19 protein-coding genes are annotated in these 15,995 nt (G+C 50.9%); 10 read left to right on the forward strand and 9 right to left on the reverse strand.

Annotated elements, in window-relative coordinates; translation table 11 throughout:
* Window positions 1-61: 61 nt before the first annotated feature.
* The 4 genes from ACBZ72_08420 to ACBZ72_08435 all read right to left on the reverse strand — a co-directional run bounded on the left by ACBZ72_08420 (window position 62) and on the right by ACBZ72_08435 (window position 5,237).
* Window positions 62-2,980: a DEAD/DEAH box helicase gene (locus ACBZ72_08420; protein XES76200.1), complete on the reverse strand. Its 2,919-nt coding sequence runs from the start codon at window positions 2,978-2,980 to the stop codon at window positions 62-64.
* 126 nt (window positions 2,981-3,106) lie between these two features.
* A complete protein-coding gene (locus ACBZ72_08425) occupies window positions 3,107-3,400 on the reverse strand; it encodes a GYD domain-containing protein (GenBank protein ID XES76201.1) in 294 nt (97 codons plus the stop codon).
* Between the two features lie 82 nt (window positions 3,401-3,482).
* Window positions 3,483-4,253, reverse strand: a complete 771-nt coding sequence (locus ACBZ72_08430) for a transcriptional regulator (protein XES76202.1) — start codon at window positions 4,251-4,253, stop codon at window positions 3,483-3,485.
* A 72-nt stretch (window positions 4,254-4,325) separates the two neighbouring features.
* On the reverse strand, window positions 4,326-5,237 hold the full coding sequence (locus tag ACBZ72_08435) for a DMT family transporter (protein XES76203.1): 912 nt from the start codon (window positions 5,235-5,237) through the stop codon (window positions 4,326-4,328).
* Window positions 5,238-5,273: 36 nt separating this feature from the next.
* Here ACBZ72_08435 and ACBZ72_08440 point away from each other — a divergent pair, with 36 nt between their 5' ends.
* A complete protein-coding gene (locus ACBZ72_08440) occupies window positions 5,274-6,116 on the forward strand; it encodes an orotidine 5'-phosphate decarboxylase (GenBank protein ID XES76204.1) in 843 nt (280 codons plus the stop codon).
* A gap of 28 nt (window positions 6,117-6,144) precedes the next feature.
* Here ACBZ72_08440 and ACBZ72_08445 read toward each other — a convergent pair whose 3' ends face one another.
* Window positions 6,145-6,300, reverse strand: coding sequence for a ribbon-helix-helix domain-containing protein (locus ACBZ72_08445; GenBank protein ID XES76205.1), 156 nt, complete (start codon window positions 6,298-6,300; stop codon window positions 6,145-6,147).
* 145 nt (window positions 6,301-6,445) lie between these two features.
* Here ACBZ72_08445 and ACBZ72_08450 point away from each other — a divergent pair, with 145 nt between their 5' ends.
* Window positions 6,446-6,775, forward strand: a complete 330-nt coding sequence (locus tag ACBZ72_08450) for an arcadin 1 (protein ID XES76206.1) — start codon at window positions 6,446-6,448, stop codon at window positions 6,773-6,775.
* Here ACBZ72_08450 and ACBZ72_08455 read toward each other — a convergent pair.
* Window positions 6,698-7,102 (reverse strand): hypothetical protein, encoded by a 405-nt coding sequence (locus ACBZ72_08455; protein XES76207.1) that lies wholly within the window; start codon window positions 7,100-7,102, stop codon window positions 6,698-6,700. The genes ACBZ72_08450 and ACBZ72_08455 overlap by 78 nt on opposite strands.
* A gap of 160 nt (window positions 7,103-7,262) precedes the next feature.
* Between ACBZ72_08455 and ACBZ72_08460 the strand changes: the two genes are divergently transcribed.
* The 3 genes from ACBZ72_08460 (at window position 7,263) to ACBZ72_08470 (ending at window position 8,668) form a co-directional block, all read left to right on the forward strand.
* Window positions 7,263-7,730, forward strand: a complete 468-nt coding sequence (locus tag ACBZ72_08460) for a DNA-3-methyladenine glycosylase I (protein ID XES76208.1) — start codon at window positions 7,263-7,265, stop codon at window positions 7,728-7,730.
* A gap of 90 nt (window positions 7,731-7,820) precedes the next feature.
* Window positions 7,821-8,078, forward strand: a complete 258-nt coding sequence (locus tag ACBZ72_08465) for an acylphosphatase (protein ID XES78671.1) — start codon at window positions 7,821-7,823, stop codon at window positions 8,076-8,078.
* Between the two features lie 32 nt (window positions 8,079-8,110).
* The gene (locus ACBZ72_08470) at window positions 8,111-8,668 is read left to right on the forward strand and encodes a flavodoxin family protein (GenBank protein XES76209.1); all 558 of its coding nucleotides are present in this window, start codon (window positions 8,111-8,113) and stop codon (window positions 8,666-8,668) included.
* 11 nt (window positions 8,669-8,679) lie between these two features.
* On the opposite strand, the gene ACBZ72_08475 is transcribed toward ACBZ72_08470, so the two are convergent.
* On the reverse strand, window positions 8,680-9,123 hold the full coding sequence (locus ACBZ72_08475; protein XES76210.1) for a hypothetical protein: 444 nt from the start codon (window positions 9,121-9,123) through the stop codon (window positions 8,680-8,682).
* Window positions 9,124-9,166: 43 nt separating this feature from the next.
* Between ACBZ72_08475 and rtcA the strand changes: the two genes are divergently transcribed.
* On the forward strand, window positions 9,167-10,249 hold the full coding sequence (gene rtcA, locus ACBZ72_08480; GenBank protein ID XES76211.1) for an RNA 3'-terminal phosphate cyclase: 1,083 nt from the start codon (window positions 9,167-9,169) through the stop codon (window positions 10,247-10,249).
* A complete protein-coding gene (locus ACBZ72_08485) occupies window positions 10,242-11,315 on the forward strand; it encodes a class I SAM-dependent methyltransferase family protein (protein ID XES76212.1) in 1,074 nt (357 codons plus the stop codon). Before rtcA ends, ACBZ72_08485 begins: the two co-directional genes overlap by 8 nt.
* Window positions 11,316-11,660: 345 nt before the next feature.
* On the opposite strand, the gene ACBZ72_08490 is transcribed toward ACBZ72_08485, so the two are convergent.
* Window positions 11,661-12,101, reverse strand: a complete 441-nt coding sequence (locus ACBZ72_08490; protein ID XES76213.1) for a DUF371 domain-containing protein — start codon at window positions 12,099-12,101, stop codon at window positions 11,661-11,663.
* Window positions 12,102-13,067: a helix-turn-helix domain-containing protein gene (locus tag ACBZ72_08495; protein ID XES76214.1), complete on the reverse strand. Its 966-nt coding sequence runs from the start codon at window positions 13,065-13,067 to the stop codon at window positions 12,102-12,104.
* Between the two features lie 207 nt (window positions 13,068-13,274).
* Between ACBZ72_08495 and ACBZ72_08500 the strand changes: the two genes are divergently transcribed.
* The 3 genes from ACBZ72_08500 (at window position 13,275) to glmS (ending at window position 15,965) form a co-directional block, all read left to right on the forward strand.
* Window positions 13,275-13,559 carry a DUF433 domain-containing protein gene (locus ACBZ72_08500; protein XES76215.1) on the forward strand — a complete coding sequence of 95 codons (285 nt, stop codon included), beginning with the start codon at window positions 13,275-13,277 and terminating at the stop codon, window positions 13,557-13,559.
* A gap of 34 nt (window positions 13,560-13,593) precedes the next feature.
* A complete protein-coding gene (locus ACBZ72_08505) occupies window positions 13,594-13,902 on the forward strand; it encodes a DUF5615 family PIN-like protein (protein XES76216.1) in 309 nt (102 codons plus the stop codon).
* Between the two features lie 230 nt (window positions 13,903-14,132).
* Window positions 14,133-15,965, forward strand: a complete 1,833-nt coding sequence (glmS, locus tag ACBZ72_08510) for a glutamine--fructose-6-phosphate transaminase (isomerizing) (protein XES76217.1) — start codon at window positions 14,133-14,135, stop codon at window positions 15,963-15,965.
* Window positions 15,966-15,995 lie beyond the last annotated feature (30 nt).

The raw sequence follows: 15,995 nt of genomic DNA on the forward strand, positions 1-15,995 counted from the left end.
AATCCTCCCACAGCCTGGAGTTAAGAATTAAACCTTGACCACAACAAACTGAAGAACCCTGTCACCGAGTCTTTTCCCTGTCACCCCAATACTCGCGTGTGCGCAGGTACTGGATTTTCGCCTTCAACAAGTCCGTGTAAAAGTCGTCTTGGTTGGGGTGCATTTTGCCCAGAATCCGTGACGCCGTTTCTGCACCCACCCCCTTCACCTGCAACGCCCTGACGGCTTGTTTGCCGTAGCTGAGAATCAGGTCGGCTTTGCGTCGGGCTTGCGTAAGCTCCTTGAGTTCTTCGGGGCTGAGTTCGTCGCCGCGTCGGCGTTTCTGCAAATCCCGCTGCATTTTTTTGGGGTCTTGGCTAGGGTAAAGCAGTGTTAGCAGCCGCGAACCACAGTCCCCGCATTGCGGCTCATCAGCAAGCTTGCCCACACGACTTTGGGCTGTCCAGTTGCCGCAGTTCATGCATTGCAACGTCACCGTTCGGGCGTCTATGGCGTTTTTCATTCGGTCAATGTTGCTTAAAATGACCCGTTCAGGAGCCATCAACTCGCTTATGTCGGCGTACTGCGCCAAAATGTGGTAAGCCAACGGTGTCGGCTTCTCTTTTCGCTTCAACGGTGAAACCGCAATTTTTCCCTCTTGAATCTCATGCAAAACCTGCTTAGCTTTGGTCAAATCAGCTTTTTCCAGCATCGCTTCCCGTAACGTTTCCTCATAAACAGGCGTATTCTCAAAGCTTGCCCGTAGTTTGGCTTGCCGCTCAGGACTCATGGTTTTGCCCCGTGGCAGGGCACCGAAGCGTTCGGCGACAAACTTCATTTTGTAGGCGAAGGGAAACTTGGCGTGCACGTATCGCTCAAACGCCGCATCAACTTGCTCGTCGGTTAAGTTGAAAAGGGTTTGGGGCAGCTCTTCAACTTCTCGACGCGACAGCTTTCGGGGCGTCTCCACCAGAATGCGGTAGCCGTCTGCCCACCAACCCGTGATGACTTCGCGCTCTGAAAGCACCGAATCAAAAACTCCTGCCAACGTGCGGTTCACCACTTCCCCAAAGCACGCATGCATAATCAGGTATCGGTCGTAGGCTTCCAGCAAGATGCGGCTCTGCGTGGGTAGGGGTGCACCTTCTTTTTGGTGCTCGTCAATTTCTGTAACGGTTTCCATCAGCGTTGCTTTGTCGGTTTGCAACTCCGCAGCCAGTTCAGCCGCAACATCTTCCACGGGTTTGCCTTCTTTTAGGAGTTTGCCGATTTTTTCCCGTTCCGCACCTGTTTGCTGGGCTAAACCAAACGGAACAGGCAACATTTCTCCGTCCCAACCTGGAATTGCGGCGAAGGGGTCTTCGGCGGGAACCACGTGTACAGTGCCTGTTTCTTCCTCTATTTGTACGATGCGCCAAACTTTGCCGCGTATAATAAAATGCAAGCCGACCCGCGCGTCTAACGCCATGAATTCGTCGCCTAACGTGCCGATTTTGCGGTCGCTGAGCACGTTTATGACGGGGTAGCGTCTTTCGTCGGGTATCATACTAAGGTTGCCGTAGTAGTATTCACGGGTTCGGCCTGTTTTGCGCAAAACTTTGCCTTCTGTGGTTGTTTCTAGGCGTAGTTTGTGGAGGCTGGCTAAAAAATCTACCACTTCCACAAGTTGCTTTTCGCTCAGGTTGCGGTAGGGGTATGCTTGGTGCACGGTTTCTTCAAGCTGCTTTGCGGTGGTGGTTTGTTGGTCCATGAGCACGCCTGCAACTTGATGCGCCAAAACATCCAACGCATTCTCATGAATGAGCACGGGTTCGATGCGGTTGGCTTGGGCGTTTTCTACCGCTGCGATGGATTCTAAGGTGTCGTCGGGGTAAACCGTGACGAGTACGCCTTCGCTGAGCCGCTCAAGGCTGTGTCCGCTTCTGCCCACACGCTGAATTAAACTGCTGACTTGCCTGGGCGACATGTACTGCACCGTCAAATCTACGTTGCCGATGTCGATGCCCAGCTCCAGCGTGCTGGTGGCGATGATGGCTTTAAGGGTTCCCACCTTGAAGCTGTCCTCAATGCTGACCCGTTCCTCCTTGCTCAGGGAGCCATGGTGCACAGCGATGTCGGGGCGGTTTAGCATGCTCATTTTGTGCCCCAACATTTCAGCGATGGTTCGGCTGTTAACAAAAACCAGCGTCGACTTATGCGTGTCGATTAGGTCTGTGAGGGCGCGGATTCTGGCTGCCGCTTCCGCGCTGGTCTCCAATTTCCCTGCAAGCTCAAAATCCTTCTCGGTCGGAGTGGGATGCTGCACCAGGTAGCGGTAGTTTTTGGCTAAAACCGCCTGCACCACCGTAACTTCACGGCTTGTTCCCGCGATGAATTTGCCCACTTGCTCGGGGTTGCCAACTGTTGCCGACAAGCCGATGCGCTGAAACTCATGCTGTGCCGCGTCGAAAAGCCGCTCCAAGGCCAGCGTCAACTGAACCCCCCGTTTGCTTTCCGCCAAGTCATGCACTTCGTCAACGATGACACATTCAATGTTGGAGAGGTGTCTGCGCATTTGGCTACCGGGCAAAATTGCCTGCAACGTTTCGGGCGTGGTGACCAACATTTGGGGTGGTTGGCGGGCTTGTTTACGTCGGATTTTCATTTCGGTGTCGCCGTGGCGCACATCCACCGAAAGGTCGAGTTGTTGGCTCCAGAAGGTGAGCCGTTTGAGCATGTCGCGGTTTAGGGCTCGAAGAGGCGTAATGTAGATGATTTGGATGCCTTTGGGTTCGTGCCCTTGGGCTTTTTTCTCAATTAGCCTAGAAAAGACGGGGAGAAGTACGGCTTCGGTTTTTCCTGTACCCGTGGGCGCAATCAGCAGGACGTTTTTGCCTGCTAAAACAGGGGGAAACGCCAAGGTTTGGGGCAGGGTAGGCTGGGTGAATCCTGCCTGCGTTAAAGCGTTTTGGACAGGTTTGGCAAGTGAACCGAAAACGGAGTTTTCCTTGGCGTTTTGCATGTCTTGGTCAGGGGACTAGGCGTGAGGGCGGTTTTATCCTTATCCATATCCAGACAAAACGCCGCTGTTCGTTGTCTTTGAAGGCATCACACCCAGCAGCAGACAAACATATGTTGACACGTTTCGTTAAGGGTGTGGTGCAGACAGCAGTTTTATGCCCTCTGCTTCCGCCCATGCCTTCAGGGTTTTGGTGCGGATGTTGCCCATGCTGCCGACGCAGAGCATAATTGCCGCCATGTCCTCGTCTTTGGGAATCTCAACGACCATCACAAAATCGTATTCGCCCATGGTTAAAAATATCTGCATTTTTCCGCCTGCCTTCTCAATCATGCTGCGGGTTGTTTGGAGCCTGTCTGGCACGGAGGAGATGTTTTTGATGCCCTCGTTGGTCCAGTTTCCTAAAACAACAAAATTCTGCAAACAAGTTCACCTACTAGTGGTCTGAAAGTTTTCAGAATAAAAGCATTATGGCATTCCTCTTATGCATATTTAAAAGGTGACGCTAGGCGCTTATTTTTGGTGGGGGTTTCACCCGTCGCCCCAGCTTAATCCTCAAGGCAATCCGATGCAGTTTACGCAGGGAATGCACCAGCTGCTCCACGTTGGGCGAAGCGGAGTATATGAGGGGGATTTGTTCGTATTCTGCCAGCTTAACCGCTTCCTCGTCAGGACGCACCCGATGAAAAACCACCACCCGCGGCTTCAAAGGGCTAACCCGAACAATCATCATAGTCAACGCAGGATTTTCCACGTTTGTAAACACCAACGCCCGCTCCGTTGTTGCCCCAAACAACTGTGCATACTCCAACCCCGAAAACGCCTCCACAACCTTCTTGGCGTCCACCACCGTGTAGCCTTCAACTTCCTTGACGAATCTTTCAGCGTCAACCACCACCTCGCCTTCGATGGCTCTGGACAGGTGCTCAACGCGCACGGGTATGGGAAACTCACGTAGGTCCACGATGGCCATGCTGGGGGAACTGGTGAGTTTAGTGAATTCACGGATAAAGCGGCTGCCCTTTGCCTCGTCGATGGCAAGCAGTGCCCAGACGAATCGGCGGATGAATTTTGCTCCGGGGCTTTTGCGTCTGCCGCTTTCGTAGTCGCTGATGACGGTGCTGCTGCTAAGGGACATTTTTTCGCTAAGGCTGATTTGGCTGACGGCAAAAAGTTCGCGCCATTTTTTCATGGTGGAGCCGGGTTTGCTGCTGAATATGATTTCTCCTGCGATTCTTCGGGCGAGAACTTCTCGTATGCTTGGCGAAATAGACACAGCGTGACCTCAATGCATCCACTTCAGAAAGGAGGTATAAATCTGTAACGTTTTTCTGCGAAGCCTTAATGATTAGACTATGAAAATTAGCATGACGCCAACCACAATGACCACGGCGCCTAACACGCGGTTAAGGGTTGCTTTCTCATGAAACAGCATAAACCCTGCGATGGCGCTAAACAGGGGCGTAACGGAGGAGATGGGCACGGCTACGGCTTCAGGGATGTTTAGAAAGCTGTAGTTTAGCAGAAACCAGCCTGCCCCATTTGCCACCAGCCCACCAATGCAGAGTTGGATTATGGTGCGGCGTTTCATCTTCAAGAAACCGCGGTTCTTGTCCAGTACAGGTGCAAACAGCGAAAGGAACAATGCTATGGCAGCGACCCGCAGGGTTATCATGGCGTAGTTAGCGTCCAAACTGGTTGCCCCCGACAGGACTATGGCGGCGTCCATTAAGCTGATGCTTACGGACCACATGATGGCTGTTGCTAGAGAAGCCGCAATGCCAGTTAAAGCCAACTTGCCTTTAAGCGGCAAAGAAACAGCGTCACGGTCGCGGCTCAGCAGCCAAATGCCCGCCACAATCACCACCGCACCAACCACCGCGGAGGCCGCCACGGGTTGCCCCAGAAAAAGTGTAGCCCAAAGCAGACTGAAGAGGGGGTAGCTTGCGGCTAAGGGAACCGCCACAGAAACACCCACGGAACGAAGCCCCACCATGTATAGCGTATCGGCGACGCCCAAGCCGACAACACCGCTGGCAGCCACTAACCCAAGCACCGGAAGAGGCAAACTGGAGAGGGCACTCCATTTTCCAAGCGCCAACAAAACCAGCAGCATCACAAGAGCGTTAGTTGCGGACCGCACGATGTTTGCGGATACGGGGCGGGTTTGGAACAGAGCCTGCCGGTACAATATTGGAGCTATTGCCCAGCAGAAAGCTGCGCCTAACGCTGCAAGTTCGCCCAGCACAACCGCACTCAAAAGTTACCCCACAAACCTTCACGTAGAAGGGCATATATGAATTTCCAACGCAACGGGAAAACAGCAAGAGTTATAGGTTCAGCGTCTAACACTGAAGCGGTGCACAGCGTGTCGTTTAAGCATCAGATGGAAGATAACTCAAAAAGCAAGCACTCCAGCATTGTGTTGGCGCTGGATTTTCCTTATCAGAGCACACTGGAACGTGAACAACTGCTCACAAAAGCCAAGAACCTTTTGGATAGGGTTAGCCCCTATATTTGCGCGGTTAAATTTAACCATCACCTCACGTTGCCACTTGACCTTTTTGGCGGCGTCCAAACCCTCATAAAAGAAGCCCACCGCCAAGGATTGCTTGCCATCATGGACTGCAAAATCAACGACATAGGCAACACCAACAACGTTATCGCTCAATACTACTTTGACGCGGGGTTTGATGCGGTTATAGCGAACCCGTTTGTGGGCTGGGAGGAGGGGTTGAAACCCATTTTTGAGGCTGCGGTACAGCGGCAAAGGGGCGTCATCTTGCTGGGGTATATGAGTCACAAAGGCGCCGCAGAAGGCTACGGACAAACCATACATGACGCCGAAACCAACGCAGAAACCAAGCAGTACTTAACGTTTGCGCGCAAAGCTGCCCGATGGAAGGCTGATGGCGTGGTGGTTGGGGCGACGGTGCCAGAGAAGGTTCGGGAAATGCGGTTTGTTCTGGGCGAGGCGGTGCCCATTTACGCGCCGGGCGTGGGCGCGCAGGGTGGTTCACCAGAAGACGCAGTGAAAGCTGGTGCAAAGTATTTGATTGTGGGGCGCGAAATTGTTCACGCAGAGAACCCTGCGCAGCGTGCAGAGTTGCTTAGACAGAAGGCAGAATCTGCAAGATAAAAGCGGAAAATAGAGGAAAAGGGGTTTTTTATCGGCCGCGTTTGTTTTCCCAGAGTTCTTTTTTGAGGAGGTCGCGGACGGCGCTACGGATCACGCTGCTGCGGCTTGGGTACATGTTTGACCGAACTAGTTCATCTAGGCCTTCGAGGTATGCTTCTGGTAGGAGGACGGTTACAAGTTTCATGAGATTCCCTCTTTATGTTAGCCACATATACATGCGGCAAATATATAAAATTTAACCTAAAACATAACAAAACCTACAACGCCCAGAGCCCAAGGGAGAGGTTAAATTCTTGAACTCACCTATTCCTACCGAGTGTGAATCAGCCATGTTCAAGGTAAGAGTTAACAAAATCGAATCAACCCGCGACTTAGACGGCAACTTGGGCAAACGCATTGAACTAATCGAGGAACGGGAAATCTCAGGCAACAACTTCGTCATGCGCCCCCAAACCGACGAAGCAAAAATGATCCAAGATGTGCTTCAAGCCGTACAGCAACAGATGCCCATGTTCCCGCAGAAACAACAAATGTCCATGCCCAAGATTCTGCTGTTTTTAACGGAGCAGGAATACGACAGCTTAGGCATTAACTTCGATGTCAACCAAGTCTATGAAGTCACGCTGGCTAACCAAGGCATCCAATTCACGAAAGTGTAACAGCCGCTCCCGCACCTGCGTAAGCGCCGCATGCCGAGGATGAAAAGACAACACAAACATCACGTTACTTATACTTGCTTGAATTTCCTCCTGATTGCCTAATTTGCCTTCATCGCAGTAGACGGGCACAGGCTCCTCACCGGCACATTCGTAGTACACGCAGATGGCGTTGCTTCGGCTGGGCTGTTGATGGAAGTCGAAGTTTAGGTTGAGTTGGCTTGCCGTTTTTTCAGCGGCGTTTTTTACGAGTTGCAGACGCTGACGCTGGGTGGGCGTAGCTGCATCGGATGTGTAAAGGGCAAGGTTTCCTTGTTGAAGTTTTTTCATTTCGGTCACCGATAAGGGGTTCGTCAGCGGATGCTTTTAATGTCCTTGTAAAGGCGACTTGCAGACACAGGAGAGAGGGTACTTAAACTGAAAAGGTTGCTACATAATGCAGCCACATCGGCTTAAATCCAGCCCGCATATAACTTGTCAAGGCGTCTTTATGCAAACGCAAAGTTGGCAGCTCCCAAGCTGGTGGTATCCCCAAGGCAGGCACCCAAAAAACGATGACGGTTACTTTGAAAACATGAGCCGCGTCATCTTCCAAGCAGGCTTAAACTGGACCGTCATCGATAAAAAGTGGGCAACCACCCAAAAAGCCTTCGCAGACTTCTCCATACCCAAAGTTGCCCAATTCACCCAAGCCGACCAAACCCGACTCAAGCAGGACTCAGGCATTGTGCGCAACAAAAGCAAAATCCAAGCCACCATCCAAAACGCCCAACAATTCCAAGAAATCCGCAGACAACACGGCTCGTTTAGGGTGTATCTTGAGGGGTTAGATAAAACCCGCAACTACGCCGCCGTGGTCAAGGAACTCAGCAGCCGATTTAAACGGCTTGGCCCCTCTTCGGCAAGCCTGTTTTTATATACGGTGGGCGAACCCATCAAACCTGAAGGCTGGATGTAGCTACCACGTTTTGGTTTTCGTCGCCTTAATTAGGCAGCATGGGCACTGTTTTTACAAACGGAGTGAGGCACCGTTAAAACTCGAGTTCACATTTTCGTCAGCGGTAAAGTTCAAGGGGTCTTTTTTCGAGTTCGAACCATGGAAAGAGCCCTCCGACTGGACGTGAAAGGCTGGGTACGGAACTTGCCCGATGGCAGACTGGAGGCAGTTTTTGAGGGCGAAGAAGAACCCATCCAGAAGCTGTTGGAGTTCTGCAGGCGTGGACCCAACCAAGCTGTGGTGACCCGCTTTGACATACAGTGGGAACCGTTTGTGGAAGAGTTTTCCACGTTTAAAGTGCGTTACTGAGACTGTGGATTGTTTAAATGGCTGGGTGTTTTTTGTTTTGTGAGGAATTTGACATGAAGGTTTTGGGGTTAGTTGGAAGTCCGCGCCGAGGCAGCAACACCGACCTGCTGGTCAGCGCATTGCTCTATGGGGCAGGCGCAGCCAACCACGACATTGACAAAGTGTACCTTTACGACGCAGACATCCAGCCCTGCGTGGACTGCCGAGCCTGCAAAAAAGGCACCCACCAATGCGTCATCGGCGACGGCATGAAACAGCTTTACCCCAAACTGGAAGAAGCCGACGTTATCGTGTTTGGTACACCGCTGTACTGGTATGGACCCACCGCAAAAATGAAGCTACTCATCGATAGACTCCGCCCCTACGTTGCTTCGGGGAAGCTGAAGGGCAAAAAAGCCGTGCTGATTGCGCCCTCCGAAGAAGGCTCAGAAGCCTGCGAATGCTTATTGCAGATGTTTGACATGTCGTTGAGGTATTTGGGGATGGAGTTTGCAGAAAAAATTCGGGTAAAGGCATCAGAAAAAGCACAGGTTAAGGAGCAGCCTGAAGCGTTGGATAAGGCATTTGCATTTGGAAAAGCCTTAAAGTGAAAAGGGAAAGACTATGCACTTTTCTTGTAGACGCGAAAGTGGCTGTCGCGTCCCGCACTGACATATTCGCCGCCGACGCTGCGTACGGTTGAGGCGATTTTGGCGAAGTTCTCTGAACCCAAGAACTGTTTTGGTTTAATCATGACGTATTCGCCTTTGTCTTCGAAAAGCAGCAGGTTTGTGAGGTCTGGGGAAAACATCGTCCGTATGTCGTTAACATCCTGCGATTTAGCTTCGGGGGGGGCTTGCGGTGTGGATGCCGCGGAATGTAGAGGAGACTCTGAGGGGACAGGTCTGGGCGTGGGGGAAGCTTGGCTGCTGGTTATTTGGGCGACAGCCATGGATTTGAGGCTGGACGAGACGGTTTTGAGGTCTTCAGAAACGTTCTTTAAAACCGAAAGGAGGTCATCGATTTTGTGAACCAAATCGTCCATTTTTTCTTTGTCCGCACTCACACCAGTCACCATAGTTGAAAGTACTTAAGGTGCAGCTTATTATTTGAAATTTGCCATAGAAAAAGGCGCATCACTGATGCTTGAGATTGATGGAAGCAAAAAAAGCGGAAGCGGAACTATACTGCGCTTAGCGGTGGCGTTAGCCGCCATCAAAGGTGAACCCCTTCACATAACCCACATCAGGCAAAATCGCCCCAAACCCGGCTTAAAACCCCAACATTTAGAAGCCGTTTTGACCACTGCGAAGCTTTGCCGCGCTAAACTGAAGGGCGCCACGTTGGGGAGCAGGGAGCTCTGGTTTGAGCCTCAGGAAATCCGTGGCGGCACCATCCAAGCCGAAATCGGAACTGCAGGCAGCATTCCTATGCTGTTCATGACGGCGCTGCCTGTTTGCCTCTTCGCCAAAAACCCCGTGCAGCTCCAAGTCTGCAAAGGCGGAACCGACACCCTGCATGCCCCCACCATAAACTACTTGCGGCACGTGTTTTTGCCAACCCTCAGACACATGGGCGTGAAAGCCCAGTTGGAGGTACAGCGTTATGGGTATTTCCCGAAGGGCAACGGCGCCGCAAGCCTGAATGTGGAGCCAACGCAAAGTTTGCAGCCTCTTCAACTGGAAGAGTTCAGCAATCTGGCGGCGGTGAAAGGAGTTTCGGTATGTACGTTTTTGGCGGACCGAAAAGTGGCTGAGCGTCAAGCCGACGCAGCAACCCAGCGCCTCGCCATGGAAGGCTTCAAAGCCGACATCCAAGTTGTAAACGACACCTCCAACACCCTACAGAAGGGCAGCAGCATGGTGATGTGGGCAGAAACCGACACGGGAGCAATCTTGGGCGCTGATGCCATTGGAGAATTGAAAAAAACTGCGGAAACCGTCGGAAACCAAGCTGCTGAAAAGCTCCTTGCCGAAATCTCGGGGCAGGCTACGGTGGACACGTTCTTGGCGGACATGCTGATTCCCTACATGGCACTGGCTAAAGGGGCCTCCGTGTATCTGACGCGAACTGTTTCGGAGCATTTGGAGACAAACATTTGGCTGGCTCAAGAAATCCTGGGCGTTCGCTTCAATGTTAATAGGGTCGGCGCCCTCTACAGGGTAGAAAAACAGGCGGAACCAGATGCCTAAAGAAGCCCCAAGCCTCACCGTGCCCAAAACGCTGGGTCAAAAAACCCTTAACTTAGCCAACAAACTGGGCTTAACCGAAAAGCGGTTGCAGATTCAAAAAGGCGAAAACGGCAATCTCTTCATTCCGCTGGTTCGCAAACCAACCGAAAACGAAGCCGCAGAACTGCAGTTGCAGGTGCCCCAAGCCCAACTAACAACACATGTTTTTCCCGAGAAAAAACAGCAAGAAAAAACTCTCGCCGAAAGTCTCGCCGACCAGCTCCCACCCAACCTGCTTGACAGTCTGCCCCGCGCTTTAGATGTTGTTGGGGATATTGCTATAATTGAGGTGCCCCCTGAACTGGAACCTTACAAAGCTGCCATTGGGAAAGCGGTTTTGCAGGCGCATCGGAGTGCGCGGGTTGTTTTGGCGAAGGCGGGCAAAGTCAGCGGCACGTTTAGGCTGCGGGAGTTCGAGTTTTTGGCGGGAGAAAAACACACGCGCACCCTCTACAGGGAGCATGGATGCAGTTACTTTGTGGATATGGCAAAAGCGTATTTCAGCCCACGGCTTAGCCATGAGCATCAACGGGTCGCGGAGCTTGTCGGGGAGGGTGAATCTGTTGTGGACTTGTTTGCGGGGGTGGGTCCGTTTGCGGTGCCGATTGCTAAAAGCTGCAAAACCGCCCAGGTCTACGCCATCGACATCAACGCTGACGCCATTGACCTGCTTCAGCAGAACGCGCGACTAAACAAGGTAGAAGGCAGAGTCCACGCCTTTGTGGGCGACGCCAGACGAATCGTGGATGAAAAATTGGCGGGTGCGGCGGATAGGGTTATTATGAATTTGCCTGAAACCGCCGACGCGTTTATTGATGTTGCCTGTAAAGCCGTGAAATCGGAGGGCGGCATCGTACATTTTTATGGGTTTGTTCGCATGCCCAATACGCTGGAGGAGTTTAGGCGGCTTTTCGCTGAGGGCGTTGCGGCGGCGGGGAGAAAAGTTGTCAGGTTTGAGGTTGTGAAGACGGTGCGGGAAACGGCTCCGTATGAGTGGCAGGCGGTTCTGGATGCCGAAATCAAGTGAAAGAGTACTCTAAGTCTTAGAGTTTTGCCTCTAAATGGTAGGACTATAACCCCTGCCCCTGTACAGGATACACAAAGCAAAAGAAACACAGGGGACAACTTTGGAGAAACTCGACTCCCTTAAAACCGTCACAATCGCGTCATTCACGCTGTTTGGCATCCTCGTCGGCTTAATGTCAATTTATAGAAACCTCGACACCGCGGTGATAGCGGTTATTATGCTCACTGCCGCGTCATGTTTACTGCTGACCTATTTGGTGATGAAAATAAACAGAACACCAATCGACAAAGAAGACACAAAAGAAGCGGAATTGCCAGCCAAAGACAAAACCAAAAGTGCCGCAGGTCAGCAGAAGGTTCGCACGGTTAGGATTAGGGTTGCTTGTTGCTTTGGGTCTTTAAGTTTTTCCACCAATTCACGGTTAAGGTCTTTGGCGGCTTTATCGGCGTAGACACCCAGAGTGCGCTCGGAGGCAAAGCTGCTTTTCCGCAGCACCATCTCGGTTGGGTGGGAAAGGGAGAGGTGTGGGGAGCCTTGGGCGTGGATTTCCTCGGAATGGTCAGCCACTTGAATTTTTATGGTGAGTTTGGCGTTGGGGTTTTGGAGCGCGGCTTTAAATTCGCCGCTCAAGTCGGTTAAGCCTTTGTCAGCGGCTACCACAAGGATGCAGTCGCCATTTTTGGAAAGCTCACGTTCCCGCGTAAACTCGACGGTTGAATGATGGGTAGCCTGCACGTTCGGATGCCCAAAACCGTGAATTACTTCGGTGAATTCAGCGGCGAACAATTATTCAGGAACCTCTATGGAGTCAACTTTGCCGTCGCCGTCTAAGTCGTAGCCCTGAATAACCGCCGCAAAATTCTCCTCACCGTGATAGGCATGCAGGGTTTTTTTCCAGAAATTAGTCAACGCCAAAACGCAGGCTTTGGTGCCAACTGCCTTGTTTCCCGCTAAAACGATGACGCGTTTGCTGCTGTCCCACGGATTGGGAATATTGGCAATTAACCCAGCTACGTCTGCGGTGTAGACCAAACCCGTTTTTTGGGAAACTAAACCGCCAAACAAGTAGCCCTGCGCCGTTGATTGCATGTTAAACCGAATCGGCAGATGCTCATTGAGTTCCTGAGTTATCAAATTCGTGCCTGGACCGCCCACCAGAAGAAGATTATTTCGTTCTTCTTTCTCAGCCTTCACATCCACGTCCAGTTTTATGGCGAAATCCTCAGGCATCTTCACAAACTGCCCCAAAAAAAACGTCAAATGCGCCGCATAATGTCCGTCTCGGGCGCTGGTTTTAAAGGGTCCATGCGGGGTGGGGCTGCCAACCACAATTTTTCCATCAAAAGCGCCGTCAGCGGTAAGGAAACCCGCAAAGAAGTCTTGGATTTGCTGACTTACTGCCAAAAGGGAAGGGCGCTGCATGGGTTTGTAGCCGTTGGAGAATTCGATGCCAAACGCAGGGGAAACTGTGCGGTAGTATTTGGCGATGGCGCCCTTCTTTTTTTCTTCCCGCTCTACAAAAATGACCCCTGATCGCTCCAGTTTACGGATATGGTAGTAGATTTTTTGTTCGTGCATGCCCAGTGCGCGGGCAACTTGCATGGGGTACATGGCTTTTTCGTTGAGCAAGGTGAGGATGTTCCAGCTGAGGCTGCTTAGGACGAGTTTGAGGTCGCGGGGGTTTTGCATGACGGCGATTTCTTTGACTTGCTGCTGGGCGCCAGATTCTTTGAGGAGCAGTTTCTTGTCCATCAAGATTCATCTGAGCATATACCAAGTATAACTGTTATAAAAAATTTTTTCATAGTACGCATCGTGTAAGATGAAACATAAAAGACCACATAAAACACATAAAATCAAGACAGCAGTAAAACTGCATTAGTGGCAATTGACTTTTTTTGATAATAAAAGTTAAGAGTTGCTTGATTCATTAACAACGTGTGAGTGGTGGCAACAGTAGTGCAGACAAAAACGGAGCACCCTTATGTTGAAGTTAACCCAAAAGTTTGCAATGGCGCCCCAGTTATAACTGGGACACGTTTGAGAGTAGTGGATATTGTTGTAGAGTATGAGTACATGAGCGTCACTCCAGACGACATCATAAACGCGCACCCGCACCTTAGACTAGAACAAATTCACGATGCCTTATCATACTATTATGAACATAGAACAGAAGTGGACAACAGAATAAAAGAGGACAAACAATTCATTCAGAAACTTTACAGAAGCACAAAAGGCAGATGACCTAATCATTTCGCCAAAAAGTCTAAAGATTTACTTGGACGAAAGCGTAAACGTCGCAGTTGCTGAAGGACTAAAGAGAAGGGGGATAGTAGCTTTTTCCGCCAAAGACCTTGGCAAACTCGGCATGACTGATGAAGAGCAGTTAAAAACGGCCATCCAAATTGAGGCAGTGATTTTCACTCATGACACAGATTTTCTAAGAATGGCTATTGATAAGGAACATTTTGGAATAATCTATGTGCATCAACAGAAACTTTCAGTCGGTGAATGTATATCCAAACTTAAAGTCATAGCCGAGATGACAAAACAACACGAAATGAAAAACAGAATAATTTTTCTTTAGTCCAGCAAAATATATCGATTTTCCTCTTTTTACAAAGTTAACTGTCCTCACTTCTCTGCGACCCTAAAAAAATTTTTTAGGTTCCTACTTTAAAACACGTAACCCAACCAGCTATCCCCATCAGACCCTTATAAGAATTCTTGTATGTGTTAACGTTTATGCTAAAAATGCTTATAACCGCTCAGAAGCCAATAAAAACTGAATATGTTCAAGGGAGCAAGTATGTTCATATGTGCGGAATTTTCGGATGCATCACAAAAGACCAACCCGCGGCGCCCATCATCCATGCGTCGCTGAAACGACTTGAATACCGCGGATACGACTCCGTCGGCATCGCCACCATAAACAACGGCGAAGTCGCCATCAAAAAAGACCAAGGAAAAATTGACGAAGTCCACAAACTAATCAACCTCGACGACATGCAAGGAACCGTCGGCATCGGGCACACCCGCTGGGCAACCCACGGCGCCCCCCTCAAAGTCAACGCTCACCCCCACACCGACTGCACTGGACAAATTGCCGTCGTCCACAACGGCATCATAGAAAACTACAACGAACTCAAAGCCGAACTAGAAAACCACGGCCACGTCTTCCATTCAAGAACCGACACCGAAGTCATTCCGCACCTCATCGAAGAAACCCTCACAAAAAACCCCACCCTAAGCCTCACTGAAGCTGTCGTGGAAACCATCAAAAGACTCAACGGCGCCTACGCGCTTGCCGTCATTTCCTCTAAGGAACCCGACAAAATCATCTGCGCTCGAAACGAAAGCCCGCTGGTTGTAGGGGTAAATTCTGAGGCGACCTATTGTGCGTCGGATTTGACGGCGTTTTTGCCCATGACCAACAAAGCCGTTATGATTAACGACGGCGAACTGGTCATTCTTACACCGGGCAGCTATGAGATTCGCCGCCTCCAAGACGGTTCAATTGTCACTCGAGAACCCAAAATCATTGACTGGACACCCGAAATGGCAGTCAAACAGGGATATCCACATTTCATGATTAAAGAAATCCATGAGCAACCCGAAACCCTGCGCAACACGTTGCGGGCGCAGGAGCACTATTTGGATTTAATTTCAACGTTTCTGGACCGCGCCAACGAAGTTTTCTTGGTCGCCTGCGGAACCAGCTACCACGCCTGCCTAGCCGCCTCGTACATGTTCTCTAAACTAGCGTTTCTGCCCTCCTACCCCGTTTACGCGTCGGAGTTTGTGGAGCAGCACGGCAAATCCGTCAACATCGACAGCACCATCCTCGCCGTCAGCCAGTCAGGAGAAACCGCCGACACCCTTGGCGCCGTCACCTGCAGCCAGCAACGCGCCGCAACCATCCTCGGCTTAACCAACACCATCGGCTCCACCCTCACAAGGGTCAGCCGCGTCTACATTGGGCAACAGTCAGGTCCCGAAATCGGCGTCGCCGCCACCAAAACCTTCACCTCACAACTGTCAGTTCTTGCGCAGCTGGCATTTGAGTTGGGAAACCGCCGTGGAAAAGTTTCACAGGACGAAATGGATTTTATAGCAGAAAAACTGGACCAGCTCCCGCAGACGGTGGAAGCTATAATTCTTACGCAGGAAGACAAAGTTAAGCAGCTTGCCAAAAAGTATCGAGACGCAGAAATCTTCTTTTTCTTGGGCAGGGGCATAAACACCGCCACCGCCTACGAAGGCAGACTTAAACTTATGGAAATTGCCTACGTGCCATCCATTGCGTTTCCGGCTGGCGAGAGTAAACATGGACCCATAAGCCTCATCGAACCCGGGTTCCCCGTCGTTTTCATTTGCCCAAGTGATGGTCAAACTCACAAGACACTCATCGGCAACATACAGGAAATGAAAGCCCGCGGCGCCAGCATAATCAGCATTGTCGAGGAAGGCGACGAAGAAATCAAGGCGATGTCAGATGACTACGTTGAAGTCCCCAAGGGCATTCCAGAGGTGTTGTCGCCGATTCCGTTTGTGATTCCGCTACAGTTATTGGCTTACTATATGGCAGTTGAGAAGGGGCTTAACCCAGATACTCCGCGGAACTTAGCCAAATCTGTCACAGTCAAGTGACACCCTCCCCCTTGTTTTGTTTGTTTTTGT

The organism is Candidatus Bathyarchaeia archaeon (genome assembly GCA_041447175.1).
Taxonomy (GTDB): domain Archaea; phylum Thermoproteota; class Bathyarchaeia; order Bathyarchaeales; family Bathycorpusculaceae; genus JADGNF01.

Excerpts from the sequence above, each read along its gene's own strand:
- ACBZ72_08420 (XES76200.1), bottom strand. The coding sequence starts at position 2,980 with ATGCAAAACGCCAAGGAAAACTCCGTTTTCGGTTCACTTGCCAAACCT.
- ACBZ72_08440 (XES76204.1), top strand. The coding sequence starts at position 5,274 with ATGAATTTCCAACGCAACGGGAAAACAGCAAGAGTTATAGGTTCAGCG.
- ACBZ72_08445 (XES76205.1), bottom strand. The coding sequence starts at position 6,300 with ATGAAACTTGTAACCGTCCTCCTACCAGAAGCATACCTCGAAGGCCTA.
- ACBZ72_08450 (XES76206.1), top strand. The coding sequence starts at position 6,446 with ATGTTCAAGGTAAGAGTTAACAAAATCGAATCAACCCGCGACTTAGAC.
- ACBZ72_08455 (XES76207.1), bottom strand. The coding sequence starts at position 7,102 with ATGAAAAAACTTCAACAAGGAAACCTTGCCCTTTACACATCCGATGCA.
- ACBZ72_08460 (XES76208.1), top strand. The coding sequence starts at position 7,263 with ATGCAAACGCAAAGTTGGCAGCTCCCAAGCTGGTGGTATCCCCAAGGC.
- ACBZ72_08485 (XES76212.1), top strand. The coding sequence starts at position 10,242 with ATGCCTAAAGAAGCCCCAAGCCTCACCGTGCCCAAAACGCTGGGTCAA.
- ACBZ72_08495 (XES76214.1), bottom strand. The coding sequence starts at position 13,067 with ATGGACAAGAAACTGCTCCTCAAAGAATCTGGCGCCCAGCAGCAAGTC.
- glmS (XES76217.1), top strand. The coding sequence starts at position 14,133 with ATGTGCGGAATTTTCGGATGCATCACAAAAGACCAACCCGCGGCGCCC.